Source organism: Actinomarinicola tropica (assembly GCF_009650215.1).
Taxonomy (GTDB): Bacteria; Actinomycetota; Acidimicrobiia; order Acidimicrobiales; family SKKL01; genus Actinomarinicola; species Actinomarinicola tropica.
This window is the reverse complement of record NZ_CP045851.1, coordinates 64824-78302: the sequence shown is the minus strand read 5'-3', so window position 1 is coordinate 78302 and position 13479 is coordinate 64824. Positions and strand designations below refer to the sequence as shown.

Annotated in this window: 15 protein-coding genes; 8 read left to right on the top strand and 7 right to left on the bottom strand. The window is 73.1% G+C overall.

Annotated elements, in window-relative coordinates; all coding sequences use genetic code 11:
• The first annotated feature begins 8 nt into the window (after positions 1–8).
• Both GH723_RS00320 and GH723_RS00315 read left to right on the top strand, forming a co-directional pair.
• A complete protein-coding gene (locus GH723_RS00320) occupies positions 9–1196 on the top strand; it encodes a hypothetical protein (protein WP_153757785.1) in 1188 nt (395 codons plus the stop codon).
• On the top strand, positions 1193–1567 hold the full coding sequence (locus tag GH723_RS00315; protein WP_195210428.1) for a cupin domain-containing protein: 375 nt from the start codon (positions 1193–1195) through the stop codon (positions 1565–1567). Before GH723_RS00320 ends, GH723_RS00315 begins: the two co-directional genes overlap by 4 nt.
• Here GH723_RS00315 and GH723_RS00310 read toward each other — a convergent pair.
• The gene (locus GH723_RS00310; RefSeq protein ID WP_153757783.1) at positions 1551–2030 is read right to left on the bottom strand and encodes a PAS domain S-box protein; all 480 of its coding nucleotides are present in this window, start codon (positions 2028–2030) and stop codon (positions 1551–1553) included. The two genes, GH723_RS00315 and GH723_RS00310, sit on opposite strands and share 17 nt — an antisense overlap.
• A 38-nt stretch (positions 2031–2068) precedes the next feature.
• On the opposite strand from GH723_RS00310, the gene GH723_RS00305 reads away from it, so the two are divergent.
• Positions 2069–2485: a group III truncated hemoglobin gene (locus GH723_RS00305; protein WP_153757782.1), complete on the top strand. Its 417-nt coding sequence runs from the start codon at positions 2069–2071 to the stop codon at positions 2483–2485.
• 56 nt (positions 2486–2541) lie between these two features.
• Here the strand turns inward: GH723_RS00305 and GH723_RS00300 are convergent, their stop codons facing one another.
• Complete coding sequence (locus GH723_RS00300; RefSeq protein ID WP_153757781.1) at positions 2542–2886, bottom strand: TraR/DksA family transcriptional regulator; 345 nt, start codon at positions 2884–2886, stop codon at positions 2542–2544.
• Between the two features lie 53 nt (positions 2887–2939).
• Here GH723_RS00300 and GH723_RS00295 point away from each other — a divergent pair, with 53 nt between their 5' ends.
• Positions 2940–4064, top strand: a complete 1125-nt coding sequence (locus tag GH723_RS00295) for an XRE family transcriptional regulator (RefSeq protein ID WP_153757780.1) — start codon at positions 2940–2942, stop codon at positions 4062–4064.
• A gap of 15 nt (positions 4065–4079) precedes the next feature.
• On the opposite strand, the gene gdhA is transcribed toward GH723_RS00295, so the two are convergent.
• The 5 genes from gdhA to GH723_RS00270 form a co-directional block, all read right to left on the bottom strand.
• Positions 4080–5420: an NADP-specific glutamate dehydrogenase gene (gene gdhA / locus GH723_RS00290; RefSeq protein ID WP_229022932.1), complete on the bottom strand. Its 1341-nt coding sequence runs from the start codon at positions 5418–5420 to the stop codon at positions 4080–4082.
• An 84-nt stretch (positions 5421–5504) separates the two neighbouring features.
• Positions 5505–7748 carry a heavy metal translocating P-type ATPase gene (locus GH723_RS00285; RefSeq protein WP_153757778.1) on the bottom strand — a complete coding sequence of 748 codons (2244 nt, stop codon included), beginning with the start codon at positions 7746–7748 and terminating at the stop codon, positions 5505–5507.
• Positions 7745–7909: a hypothetical protein gene (locus GH723_RS00280; RefSeq protein ID WP_153757777.1), complete on the bottom strand. Its 165-nt coding sequence runs from the start codon at positions 7907–7909 to the stop codon at positions 7745–7747. The genes GH723_RS00285 and GH723_RS00280 overlap by 4 nt, the downstream gene beginning before the upstream one ends.
• Before the next feature lie 13 nt (positions 7910–7922).
• Entirely contained in the window at positions 7923–8129 is a 207-nt protein-coding gene (locus tag GH723_RS00275) for a heavy-metal-associated domain-containing protein (protein ID WP_153757776.1), read from the bottom strand.
• A gap of 49 nt (positions 8130–8178) precedes the next feature.
• The gene (locus GH723_RS00270) at positions 8179–9174 is read right to left on the bottom strand and encodes an iron-containing redox enzyme family protein (RefSeq protein WP_153757775.1); all 996 of its coding nucleotides are present in this window, start codon (positions 9172–9174) and stop codon (positions 8179–8181) included.
• Between the two features lie 76 nt (positions 9175–9250).
• Here GH723_RS00270 and GH723_RS00265 point away from each other — a divergent pair, with 76 nt between their 5' ends.
• Genes GH723_RS00265 through GH723_RS00250 form a run of 4 tightly spaced genes read left to right on the top strand, consistent with a single transcriptional unit; the run spans position 9251 to position 13419 of the window.
• A complete protein-coding gene (locus tag GH723_RS00265; RefSeq protein WP_153757774.1) occupies positions 9251–10171 on the top strand; it encodes a pirin family protein in 921 nt (306 codons plus the stop codon).
• A gap of 55 nt (positions 10172–10226) precedes the next feature.
• A complete protein-coding gene (locus GH723_RS00260; protein WP_229022931.1) occupies positions 10227–11408 on the top strand; it encodes a PP2C family protein-serine/threonine phosphatase in 1182 nt (393 codons plus the stop codon).
• Positions 11405–12979 carry a sensor histidine kinase gene (locus tag GH723_RS00255; RefSeq protein ID WP_153757773.1) on the top strand — a complete coding sequence of 525 codons (1575 nt, stop codon included), beginning with the start codon at positions 11405–11407 and terminating at the stop codon, positions 12977–12979. The genes GH723_RS00260 and GH723_RS00255 overlap by 4 nt, the downstream gene beginning before the upstream one ends.
• Entirely contained in the window at positions 12976–13419 is a 444-nt protein-coding gene (locus GH723_RS00250) for a response regulator (RefSeq protein WP_153757772.1), read from the top strand. The genes GH723_RS00255 and GH723_RS00250 overlap by 4 nt, the downstream gene beginning before the upstream one ends.
• Positions 13420–13479 lie beyond the last annotated feature (60 nt).

Genomic DNA, 13479 nt, shown 5'->3' with positions numbered 1-13479 from the left:
CGACGTCCGTGAGCGATGATCGGGCGGTGGAGGACCGTCGGAGGGACCGCGTCGCCGTCGTCCACCGCCAGACCCGGCCGACCCTCCTGGCCGCAGCCGCCTTCCTCGTCGCCGCGCCGGTCGCCGCCGTGGTCCCCCACTCGACCGGCGTGTGGCTGCCGCTCCACCTGCTGCTCGTCGGCGCGCTCCTCTCGGCGATCAGCGGCGCCACCCAGATGCTCGCCGTCACCTGGTCGACCTCGCCGGCACCGTCCGACCGCGCCGTGGCTCTCCAGAGGGCCGCCGTCGTGGCGGGGACGCTGCTGCTCGTGTCCGGGCGCGAGGCGGGGTCCGACCTCGTGGCCGCGGTCGGCGGCACGCTCGTGGGCGGCGGGGTCCTGCTCCTCGCGGGGCTCCTCGTCGGGATCCGGAGGACGGCGACGACGGACCGCTACGGCCCGGCGATCGACGGCTACCTCGTGGCCCTCGCCTTCGGGGTGGTCGGCATCGCGGTCGGTGTGCACCTCGCGACCGGCGGCGCATCGACCGACCTGCGCGCCGCGCACCTCGTCGTCAACCTGCTCGGGCTGGTCGGCGGCGTCATCCTCGCCACGCTGCCGTTCTTCGCCGCCACCCAGGTCCGGGCCAAGATGTCGCCACGCGCCACCGCGGGACGGATCCGTGCGTGGGTGGCGACGTCGGCGATCCTCGTGGCCGGGGCGGCGAGCGCCCTCGCGATCGACCTGCGGGACCTCGCGGCCGTGCTGCTCGTCGCCGAGGGGATCGTCGTCGTATCGGTCCTGGCGCTGCTCCCCCGGGTCGGTGCCCGTCAGCTCTCGTGGTCCGGCCCGCGCCTGGTGCAGCTGATCGCCGGGGTGGTCTGGTGGGCCCTCGGCGCTGCCGCGCTCGGCCTGGTGATGAGGTCGGGTGGGGACGACGCACCCGTCCTGCGGGCGCTCGCGATCGGGGGCTTCGCCCAGATCCTCGTCGCCTCGCTCGCCTACCTCGGACCGGTGCTCCGCGGTGGCGGCCACGAGCAGCTCTCGGACGGCTTCGCCACGACCCGATCGTGGATCGGGGTCGGCGCCGCGAACGTCGCCGCGGCGGCCGCCCTGCTCGAGCTCGAGCTGGTGCTGGCGCTCGGTCTCGTCGCGTGGGCCCTCGACGGTGCGGTGCGCGGGGTGCGACTCTTGTCGGGATGGAGACGGCGGCCGTGACCTCGACCCACCGCGCTCAGGTCGTCGACCTCGCGGCGATCATGGCGGGCGCCGCGCACGGCGCAGGTGCCGATGGCGTGCACTGGACGCTCCAGCCCGCGGGCGACCTCAACGCCAACCTCGTCCGGCTCGAACCCGGGCACGTGGTCGAGCACCACGTGAACGACGCGGTGGACGTCGTCATCGTCGTCCTCGCCGGGACGGGCACCGTCACCGTCGACGGCGAGGACGCGGAGGTCGGCCCCCGCCTGCTCGTCGAAATCCCGAAGGGCGCCGGCCGCCGCCTCCGTGCCGGCGACGAGGGCCTCTGGTACCTCACGGTCCACCGACGCAAGGCCGGCATCGGCATCGACCTCACCCGCCACCGCTGAGCCGGACGGCGCGGGCGAGCTCCCACCGCTCGGTGTCGTCGCGCATGATCGCGGCGATGGCGTAGGGCGCCTTCTGACCCGGGTGCCACAGGAGCGTCACCGTGAAGGCCACCGACACGGTGTGCCCGTCCCGGTGTTGGGCGGGGACCTGGAGCATCGAGTCGCCGTACTGCGTCTCGCCGGTCTCCATCGTGCGGTGGAAGCCGGCGTCGTGACGGGCGCGGAGGCGCTCGGGGACGATGGCCGACATGGGGCGGCCGACCATCTGCTCGGCCGTCCAGCCGAGCAGGCGGGTCGCCCCGTCGTTCCAGAGGAGGACGTCGCCGGCCCGGTCGGCGACGACCACGGCGTCCGACGTGCGCCGCAGGACGTCCGCGAGGGCGTGGTCGGTCAGCTCCTCGACCACGTCGCCGTGCACCGGGAGGGCACAGGCCGCCTCGCCGCCCAGCTCGTCCGTCGCCATGAGGGAACCCCCGTGTTGTTCTAGTACGGTCTAGAAGTATGCCGGACCTGGACACCCGCACGCAGATCCACGACATGGTCGTCGCGTTCTACCGCGCCGTGGTGTTCGACGACGTGCTCGAGCCGGTCTTCGACGAGATCGCCGAGGTCGACTGGCCGAGCCACATCCCCCGGCTCATCGACTACTGGTGCCGGATCCTGCTCGGTGATCCGAGCTACGCCGGCGCGATGTACGCCGCCCACCGCCACCTCCACGAGCGGGCCCCCCTCCAGGTCGAGTGGTTCGACCGCTGGCACCAGCTGTTCGTCGAGACGGTGGACGCCGGCTGGTCCGGCCCGCAGGCCGAGGCGGCCAAGGCCCATGCCGAGCGGTCGTTGGCGTCCTTGTCCCGCCGGCTGGTCGACGGGGCGTGGCAGCTCGACGGGACGCGGACGGGCGCGGGTGCCGACGCCTGACGCGCCGTTGCGTCGACGTCGACACCCGCGCGATCAGGCGCCCGGGGCGGACGACGTCACTCGTGGCGCTGCTGGCAGCCGACGCAGTACCGGGTCGCGGGCATGATCTCGAGGCGCTCCACCGGGATCTCGGCCCCGCAGTCGACGCAATCGCCGTAGCGGCCGGCCTCCATGCGGCCGAGGGCCTCGCTGACCTCGGCGATGTGGGCCTGGTTCATCGACTGGAGCGCGGCGGTCACGGCGTCGTGGCCGCGCGTCGGATCCTCCGGGTCGACGAGGTCGTCGTGGCTGATGCCCGCCTGGGCCATCAGCTCGTCGCGCTCGGCGGTGAGCCGGGCGCGCAGCTCGTCCAGCGGGAGGGCCCGCGGCGACGCGTCGGTGGAGGCACGGAGGTCCTGCATGCCGCCACGCTAACGACGCTATGCCTGCCTCGTCTCAGGTATAGCCTGGCTATGTGCAACCGGCGACCACCGGGATCCCCGGACTCGACGAGGTGCTGCGCGGCGGGCTCCTCGTCGGCGACAACGTCGTCTGGGTCACCGAGGAGCGCGACGGGGCCGCGGCCCCCACACGGGCCTTCCTCGCCGCGGGTGACGAACGACGGCGCCGCGTGCGCCTGGTCGGCGACGACCGCACCACGCCCCGCCACGCCGACGAGGAGGTCGTGGCCCTCCCACGCGCACCGGCCGACGCCGCGGAGGTCGAGCGCACGCTGCTCGACCACCCGGACCCGGTCGGCGCCCGACTCGTCGTCGACGGCCTCGACGCGCTGGTCGCCCGGTGGGGGGCGCCGGCGACGGTGGCGTTCTACCGCCGCGTCTGCCCCCGGCTCCTCGACCTCGGCACCATCGCCTACTGGACCGGCAGCCGCGAGATGCTCAGCCAGGCCACGATCGACGGCATCACCAAGATCGCCCAGTGCGTGTTCGACAGCCGGGGCGACCGCCTGCGCATCGTCAAGGCCGAGGGGCGGCCGGCGCAGGTGCAGGGCACGCTCGTCGAGCTGGGCCGGGATCGGGACGGCACGATCGAGGTCGGGCGCGAGCAGGTGGTCGGTCGCCTCGGCGAGGGCCTCCGGCGCCTCCGCCGGGAGCGCAACCTCACCCAGGCGCAGCTGGCCGCGCTGGCCGGCGTCACGCCGGCGGCGATCTCCCAGGCCGAGACGGGGCGCCGCGGGCTGTCCCTCGACACCCTCGTCCCGCTCACCGAGTCGCTCGGGATCGCCCTCGACGACCTCGTCGGCGGCGGCGCCACCGTCGACCACCTCCTCGTCCGCCACGACCGGGCCCGGACGCTCGACGAGCCCGCCGGGGGCCTCGTCCCCCTCTTCGGCGACCCGGCCGAGCCGCTGCGCTCCTACCTCGTCACCCTCGGGCCGGAGGAGTCCGGCGCCCCGGCCTTCGCCCACAAGGGGCTCGAGGCCATCCTCGTCGCCGACGGGCTGGTGCTCATCGACCTCGGCGACCAGACACCGGTCATGCGCGCCGCCGACGCGCTGATGGTGCGGCGGGTGCCGATCCGGGGGTGGTCGAACCTGGGCGCCGAACCGGCCCGGTTCTTCTGGGTCGTGTCGGGTTGACCGGGGAGGGACCGCTCAGATGAGGCCGAGGGCGACCATGGCGCGGGCGACCCGCTCGAAGCCGGCGATGTTGGCGCCGATCACGTAGTTGCCGGGCTGGCCGTACTCCTTGGCCGTCTCGTAGCAGGACGTGTGGATGCCCTTCATGATCATCCGCAGGCGGTCCTCGGTGTACTCGAAGGTCCACGAGTCGCGGCTCGCGTTCTGCTGCATCTCGAGCGCGGAGGTCGCCACGCCACCGGCGTTCGCGGCCTTGCCCGGACCGAACGAGACGCCGGCGTCCTGGAACGCCCGGACGCCCTCGGGCATCGTCGGCATGTTGGCGCCCTCGGCGACGGCGATGCAGCCGTTGGCGATGAGCTTCTCGGCGTCGCGGCCGGTGAGCTCGTTCTGCGTGGCGCAGGGGAGCGCGACGTCGCAGGGGATCTCCCAGATGTTGCCCGCCTCGGTGAAGGTGGCCGACGGCCGACGGTCGGCGTAGACGGAGATGCGGGCCCGCTCGACCTCCTTGATCTGCTTGAGGAGGTCGAGGTCGATGCCGTCGGGGTCGTGGATGACGCCGCCGCTGTCGGAGCAGGCGACGACGCGCGCGCCCTCCTCGACGAGCTTCTCGATGGCGTAGATCGCCACGTTGCCCGACCCGGAGACGAGGCACGTGCGGCCGGCGAGCTCGGTGCCGCGGGCCGCCAGCATCTCCTGGAGGAAGAACACGGTGCCGTAGCCGGTGGCCTCCGTGCGGACGAGCGACCCGCCCCACTCGGTGCCCTTGCCGGTGAGGACCCCCGACTCCCACCGGTTGGTGATGCGCTTGTACTGGCCGAACATCCAGCCGATCTCGCGTCCCCCGACGCCGATGTCGCCCGCCGGCACGTCGGTGTACTCACCGAGGTGGCGGTAGAGCTCGGTCATGAAGCTCTGGCAGAACCGCATGATCTCGCGGTTCGACCGACCCTTCGGGTCGAAGTCGGAGCCGCCCTTCGCGCCGCCGATCGGCAGGCCGGTGAGGGCGTTCTTGAAGATCTGCTCGAACCCGAGGAACTTGACGATGCCGAGGTTCACCGAGGGGTGGAAGCGCAGGCCGCCCTTGTACGGACCGAGCGCGCTGTTGAACTCGACGCGGAAGCCCCGGTTGATGTGGACCTCGCCGGCGTCGTCCTCCCACGGCACGCGGAAGATGATCTGGCGCTCCGGCTCGCAGATCCGCTGGATGATCTTGCGGCGGGCGAACTGCGGGTGCTTGGCGATGGAGGGCCCGAGGCTGTCGAGCACCTCGTTGACGGCCTGGTGGAACTCGGATTCACCGGGGTTGCGGCGGAGGACCTCGGCGTAGACGTCGTCGAGCTTCTCGTCGATCACAGGGGGGACGACCTTCGTGGGGGACGGCAGGGTCAGGAAGGTGAAACGTACCGGCCTGGCCCCCGGCGACCCAAGGCGAGGGGCTCAGGAGAACCGGCGGAGCCGCAGGCTGTTGGACACCACGAAGACGCTCGAGAACGCCATGGCCGCGGCGGCGATCATCGGGTTGAGGTAGCCGGCCGCGGCGAGCGGCAGGGCGGCCACGTTGTAGGCGAACGCCCAGAAGAGGTTCCCCTTGATCGTGCCCAGCGTCCGGCGCGAGAGGCGGATGGCGTCGGCGGCGGCGCGCAGGTCGCCGCGGACGAGCGTGAGGTCGCTGGCCTCGATCGCCACGTCGGTGCCGGTGCCCATCGCCAGGCCGAGGTCGGCCTGGGCGAGCGCCGCGGCGTCGTTCACGCCGTCGCCCACCATGGCGACGACCCGACCGTCCTCCTGGAGGCGCCGCACGACGTCGAGCTTGTCCTCGGGGAGGACCTCGGCGACCACCTCGTCGATGCCCACCTGGTCGGCGACGGTGCGGGCGGCGGCGGCGTTGTCGCCGGTGAGCAGGACCGGCGCGAGCCCGAGGTCGCGCAGCTGCGCGACAGCCTCGGCCGACGTCGGCTTCACGGTGTCGGCGACGACGACCACAGCGCGCGCCTCGCCGTCCCAGCCGGCGAGGATCGGTGTCCGTCCGGCGGACTCCGCCGCGCGGCGGGCGTCGTCGAGCGGCGCCGGGAGGTGCAGCCCCCAGTCGGCCAGGAACGCGGCCCGCCCGGCCACGACGGCGTGACCGTCGACCACGCCCTGCACGCCGCGACCCTGGGTGCTCGAGAACGACTCGACGGGGGGCAGCGTGCCGACGCGCTCGCGGGCCCCGTCGGCGATCGCGGCGGCGATCGGGTGCTCCGACGCGTCCTCGACCGCGCCGACGAGCCGCAGCACCTCGTGCTCGTCCACGCCGTCGATCGCGTGCACCTCCACGAGGCGCATCTCGCCGGCGGTGACCGTGCCTGTCTTGTCGAGGACGATCGTGTCGATGCGTCGGGTCGACTCGAGGATCTCGGGGCCGCGGATGAGGATGCCGAGCTGCGCGCCGCGGCCGGTGCCCACGAGCAGCGCTGTCGGGGTGGCCAGGCCGAGGGCGCAGGGGCAGGCGATGATGAGCACCGCCACCGCGGCGGTGAACGCCATCGTCGCGTCGCCCTCGCGGCCCAGCCAGAAGCCGAGCGTGGCCACCGCGAGCGCGATGACGACGGGGACGAACACCGCGGAGATGCGGTCGGCGAGCCGCTGGATCGGCGCCTTGCCCGACTGAGCCTCGGTGACGAGCTGGGCCATGCGGGCGAGCTGGGTGTCGGCTCCCACCCGGGTGGCGCGCACGACGAGCCGACCCCCGGCGTTCACCGTGGCGCCGACCACGCCGTCGCCGGGGCGGACCTCGACGGGCACGCTCTCGCCGGTGAGCAGCGCGGCGTCGATGGCCGAGGCGCCCTCGACGACGACGCCGTCGGTGGCGACCTTCTCCCCCGGCCGCACCACGAACAGCTCGTCGACGCGCAGCTCCTCGATCGGGATGCGGACCTCCGTGCCGTCACGCAGCACGCCCACGTCCTTCGCGCCGAGCTCCATCAGGGCACGCAGCGCCGCCCCGGACCGCCGCTTGGCGCGGGCCTCGAAGTAGCGGCCGGCGAGGATGAAGGCGGTGACGGCGACGGCCACCTCGAGGTAGATCTCGTGCGAGCCCGACCCGCGGGCGATCGTCAGCTCGAAGGGCATCGTCATGCCCGGCTCGCCCGCCTCGCCGATGAACAGGGCGTAGAGGGACCACGCGAACGCCGCGAGCGTGCCGACGGAGATGAGGGTGTCCATCGTCGCGGCGCCGTGGCGGAGGTTCACCCAGGCCGCACGGTGGAACGGCAGGGCGCCCCAGACCACGACCGGGGCGGCGAGGGTCAGCGACAGCCACTGCCAGTGCCGGAACTGGAGCGCCGGCACCATCGCCATGGCGATGACCGGCAGCGCGAGGGCGGCGCTGACGAGCAGCCGCTCACGCAGCGCATCGGTGGGGTCGCGCTCGGCCGGCTCGCCGTCGGCCGCGGACTCGTCGCGGGCGGGCGCGGGGACCCGTGCGCTGTAGCCCGCCGACTCGACCGTGGCGACGAGATCGGCGACGTCGACGTCGTCGGGGGCGTCGATCGCGGCAGTCTCGGTGGCGTAGTTGACCGAGGCGGTGACGCCGTCGAGCTTGTTGAGCTTCTTCTCGATGCGGGCGGCGCAGGACGCACACGTCATCCCGCCGATGTCGAGCTGGACGGGCCGGGTGGGGCGGGCGGCGGTGTCGCTCATCGGTCGCCTCCGTGGCCGTGGGCGGGGGCGGTGGTGGTGGTGGTCGACGCCGGTGCCTCGTCCGCACCCTCGGGCGCGACGAGGCGGCCGACGCCGAACGAGGCACCGAGCACCACGAGCAGCAGGAGGGCGAAGGCGGCGAGCTTGGTGGGGGCGGTCACGTTCGGCTCGCGCTCACGAGGCGAGCTCGTACCCCGCCTCGTCGACGGCGGCCCGGACGGCTGCGTCGTCGACCGGCGCGGCCGACTCGATGGCGACCGACCCGCTGTCGAGGTCCACCGCGACCCCGGTGACGCCGTCGATCTTCTCGATCTCGGAGCGGACGGCCTGGACGCAGTGGTCGCAGGTCATCCCCTGGACGGTGTAGGTGGCGGTGGACATGGCGGACCTCCTGGTCGGGGCGACATGGACACCATACCCTGAGGGGGTATCAGGCGGCAACCGGTTCGAGCAGCGAGCTGCGTCCCTCCGCGAATGCGTCGAGCAGGTGCTGGGCGAACGCGCCCTCCGAGGCGATCACCGCGCGCGCCCCGAAGAGGATGTCGCCGGCCAGCTCCGGCTCCTCGTCGGCGAGCGGGCCGGCCATCTCCTCCACCGCGACGACCTCGTGCACCGCGTCGGCCATCACGTGCACGTCGTAGAAGCGGCGAGCGACCGGCGACGCGCCCATGCGCTCGAGCGCCGCCGAGTACCGGCCCATGGGCTCGACCGACGTCATCTCGAACACGGACAGGTGTCCGACGAGCGCGCCACGCCACCGTCGGTTGAGCCCGAACATCGACACCAGGTTGCCGTTGGCCAAGGTGGTCGCCGGCAGCTGGTCGAGGTAGGCGTTGGGCCGGTCGTCGAGGCCGAGGTCGCGCATCGTGCGGGCGAACAGCTCCGAGTGCATCACGTGGTCGGGGTGCTCGACGCCGTACTCGCCGGCCTGGATCGAGACGAGCCCGGCCTTGGCCGCGCGCGGGAGCCGAGGGATGGCGAAGCTGTGGGGGTCGGCCTCCTTCAGCTGGTACGAGGACCGGTGCACCACGAACTCGCGCATGGCGGTCAGCGTGCCGTGCTCCACCATCCAGCTCGAGAGCGACGGTCCGTCGTCGTGGCGGATCAGCTCGGGGAGCGCGGCACGGACGTCCTGGGACGGGACGGGGGGACCGACCCGATCGAAGAGGTCCGCCTCGAACCAGCGCTCGAGGACCCGCCGGAAGGCGATGAGGTGCGGGTCCCACTCGAGGTCGTCGGGGACCCCGGGCAGGCCGCCGTAGTGCAGCTCGTAGCAGAGGTGCAGGGCGAGGTGGAGGTCGTCGGGGTCCGGGGACCTCGGGATCTGCGGCGCCGGGCCGTGCGCGCCCTCGAGGACGGCGAGCACGTGGGCGGAGAGCGGGCCTCGGGCCGCCGGGCGGCGGACGGGCCGTGCGTGGCTGGGCATGGCAGGGCGCGTACCCCCCACCCGCCGTGCTCAACCCGCGGCGGCGCGGACCACCCCCAGGGAGGAAGATGGAGCGATGAGCGGCCCCGTGACGACCCACGACGCACCCGTCGACGACGAGCACGATCCTCCCGAGCGCCCGTGCGTCGAGCGCCACGAGGCGCGCGAGGTCGACCTCGGCGGCATGCGGGTGCGGCGCACGCTGCCGAAGCGCCAGCGGCGGACGGTCGGCGCGTGGTGCTTCGCCGACCACTTCGGCCCCTCGGCGCCCGACGCGCCGATGCAGGTCGGCCCCCACCCCCACATCGGCCTGCAGACGGTCACCTGGCTGCTCGAGGGTGAGGTGCTCCACCACGACAGCCTCGGCACCGAGCAGCTCATCCGACCCGGGCAGCTCAACCTGATGACCGCAGGGAACGGGATCGCGCACGCCGAGGAGACGCCGGCATCGGCCGCGTCGGTCCAGCACGGCGTCCAGTTGTGGGTCGCGCAGCCCGAGGCCACTCGGCACGGCGCACCCGCGTTCGAGCACCACGCCGAGCTGCCGACGGTCGATGCAGGCGGGTGGGGGGCCACCGTGCTCGTCGGAGCGCTCGGCGACGTGCGCTCGGCCGCCCGCACCGACACACCCCTCGTCGGGGTCGCGCTGTCGTGCGGGGCGGCGGTCGAGGGCACCCTGCCCGCGGAGCCGACCCACGAGCACGCCCTCGTCGTGATGTCGGGGGCCGTCCGCCTCGGCGACGAGGTCGTCCGCCCGGGTGAGATCGCCTACCTCGGGCTCGGCCGGGACGAGCTGGCGCTCGGCGCCGACGGACCCACCGAGGCCCTGCTGCTCGGCGGCGAGCCGTTCCCCGACGAGCTCGCGATGTGGTGGAACTTCGTCGGGCGGGACCGCGACGAGCTGCGGCGGGCGCGCGAGGACTGGGAGTCGGGCCACGAGCGGTTCGGCGAGGTCTCGTCGGTCCTCGATCGCGTGCCGGCCCCGCCTCACCCTTAGGGAGGTAGTTGTGCACCCTGACCCGCCGCGAGGCGTCGTCGCGTAGGCTCGCTCGGTGCTCAGCGCTGGCCTGCGGCTCGACCCCGACACGCCGATGAGGGTCCTCCTCGTCGAGGACGACGACGGCGACGCCCTCCTCGTCGAGGAGCTGCTCGCCGACACCGGCGAGCGCTTCGAGCTGCTCCGCGCCCGCTCGGTGGGCGAGGCGATCGACGGACCCCACCCGGCGGTCGACTGCCTCCTGCTCGACCTCGGGCTGCCCGACGCCCAGGGCATCGACGCCGTCACGCGCGTCCTCGACGCCGCGCCGGGCGTGCCCGTGGTGGTGCTCACCGGCCTGTTCGACGCCGAGAAGGGCATCGAGTCCGTCTCCGCCGGCGCCCAGGACTACCTGGTCAAGGGCCAGGTCGACGGGGCCGACATCAGCCGGGCCGTCCGCTACGCCGCGGAGCGGCGCGCGAGCGACGAGGCCCGTCGGCGGATGCTGCTCGCCGAGCGCCGCCAGCGCGAGAACGCCCGCATGGCACGCGGCCTGCTCCCGAACCCGCTGACCTCGGACCCCCGCATCACCATCACCACCCGCTACCGACCCGGCGGCCCCGACGCCCAGCTCGGTGGCGACTTCTACGACGTCATCGAGACGCCGGACGGCACCCTGCGGGCGGTCATCGGCGACGTGTGCGGCCACGGCCCGGACGAGGCGGCGCTCGGGGTCGCGCTGCGCATCGCCTGGCGCTCGCTCGTGCGCGCCGGGCTCCCCGCCCCGGCGATCATCTCGGCCCTCGACGACCTCCTCGAGCTCGAGCGCGGCGACCGCTTCCTCTTCACCACGATCTGCGACGTCGAAGTCCCCGCCGACCGCCGGAGCGCAACGATCCGGCTGTGCGGCCACCCGCCGCCGCTGATGATCCGGCCCGAGGTGGGCTGGCTGCGCCAGTGCCGGCCCGTGCCGCCCCTCGGCATCGCGCCCGGCGGGGCGCTCGACGAGCCGACCACCGTCGAGCTGCCGCCCGAGTGGTCGATGGTGCTCCTCACCGACGGCATCTTCGAGGGCCGCTCCGAGGACGGCCGATTGGGGATGGAGCGGCTCGAGGACATCGCCCGCACCTACCACGCCGAGGGCTACGCCTACGGCGACCTCCTCGACCAGCTCATCCACGCGGCGCAGGACGCGCACGGCGCCGACCTGCCCGACGACGTCGCCCTGGTGAAGATCCAGGTGCGGGGACGGGGATGAGCCGCCCCGAGCGACAGCCGAGCCTGAAGGAGCGGGTCCGCCGGCTCCTGACGGTGACGCTCGTCATCATCGGCGCGATCATCGTGCTCACCGTCGTCAGCCTGGTGCGGCTCATCGACGCCCGCTCCCGCGTCTACGACGAGGTCGACCCGGCGATGGTCGAGTCCGCCGAGCTGCTGTCGGCCCACATCGACCAGGAGAACGGCGTCCGCGGGTTCGTCATCTCCGACGGGGACGACCTCTTCCTCGAGCCGTTCCGGTCCGGCCGTGAGGACGCCGAGCGCCTGCGCGCCGACCTCGACCGCCGCCTCGCGTCGTTCGGCGTCCTCGCCGACGAGCTCGAGCGCATCGACGAGGCGACCACCCGCTGGTCGGAGGAGTACGCGGCGCCGGCGATCGCCGCGGCTCGCGCCGGCGAGGCCAGCGTCGGCGACGCCGAGTCGCTGGAGGAGGGTCGTCGGCTCTTCGAGGAGGTGCGCGCGTCCTTCGACTCCCTCGACGACGCCCTCCGCGAGGAGCGCACCGAGGCCATCGAGGACGTCAACACGGCGACGAGTTTCCTCATCGCCGCCATCGCGGGGCTGGCCGCCATGTCGATCACCTCGAAGATCGTGCTCTGGCGCACCTACCACCGTGCGGTGGCCGCGCCGCTCGACGCCCTGGGCGCCGACGCCATGGCCATCGCCGAGGGCGACCTCGGCCGACACATCGACCCGCCCGACCACCTGGAGCTGGCGCGGCTGGCCACGGCCATGGAGGAGATGCGCATCCGGCTCGTCAACGACCTCCGCTCGATCGAGACCACCTACGCCGCGCTCGAGGAGCGGACGGCGGAGCTCGAGCGGTCGAACAGCGACCTCGAGCAGTTCGCCTACGTCGCCTCGCACGACCTCCAGGAGCCCCTGCGCAAGGTCATCTCGTTCACCCAGCTGCTCCAGAGCCGCTACGGCGACCAGCTGGACGAGCGGGCCGACCAGTACATCACCTACGCCGTCGACGGCGCCCGACGGATGCAGAACCTCATCAACGACCTCCTCGCCTTCTCCCGGGTGGGGCGGCTGACCCGCGAGCACGAGAGGGTCGACCTCGGCGAGGTCCTGGGCGAGGCGGTCGACAACCTGTCGGAGGCGATCGAGGCGTCGGGCGCGACGATCGACGTCGGCGAGATGCCGAGCGTGCTCGGCGACCCGATCCTGCTCGTCTCGCTGTTCCAGAACCTCCTCGGCAACTCGGTCAAGTTCCGCCGCGACGACGAGCCCCCCGAGGTCACCGTCCGCTCCCGTCGCGCCCCGGCCGACGACGGGTGGATCGTCGAGCTCACCGACAACGGGATCGGCATCGAGCCGGAGTTCGGCGAGCGGGTCTTCGTCATCTTCCAGCGCCTCCACGGCAAGGAGGCCTACGCCGGGACCGGCATCGGGCTCGCGATGTGTCGCAAGATCGTGGAGCACCACGGCGGCACCATCCACATCGAGCAACCGGACGGCCCGGGGACGCGCTTCGTGATCGAGCTCCCCGACCGCACCCCCGAACCCGCACTCGAACCCACGACAGGAAGCGATCCGACATGAACCTCGAGAAGGCACGACCCATCGAGATCCTCCTCGTCGAGGACGACCCGGGCGACGTCGTGATCGCCAAGGAGGCCCTCGAGCAGTCGAAGCTCGTCAACAACCTCCACATCGCGGTCAACGGCGACGAGGCGCTGACGTTCCTCCGCCAGGAGGGCGAGTTCGCCGACGCCCCGAAGCCCGACCTCGTCCTGCTCGACCTCAACCTGCCCCGGCGCGACGGGCGCGAGGTGCTCGCCGAGGTCAAGGCCGACCCGGAGCTGCGGCGCATCCCGGTGGTCATCCTCACCACGTCCCAGGCCGAGGAGGACATCGTCCGCAGCTACGACCTCCACGCCAACGCCTACGTGACGAAGCCCGTCGACTTCGCCCAGTTCGTGCGGGTGGTCCAGCAGATCGACGAGTTCTTCTTCACCGTCGTCTCCCTCCCGGAGCGCTGACCGGGGCGAGGCCCCGCCCACCTCCATGGGCACGTTGCGTGGTCAGGCGGCGACGATGCG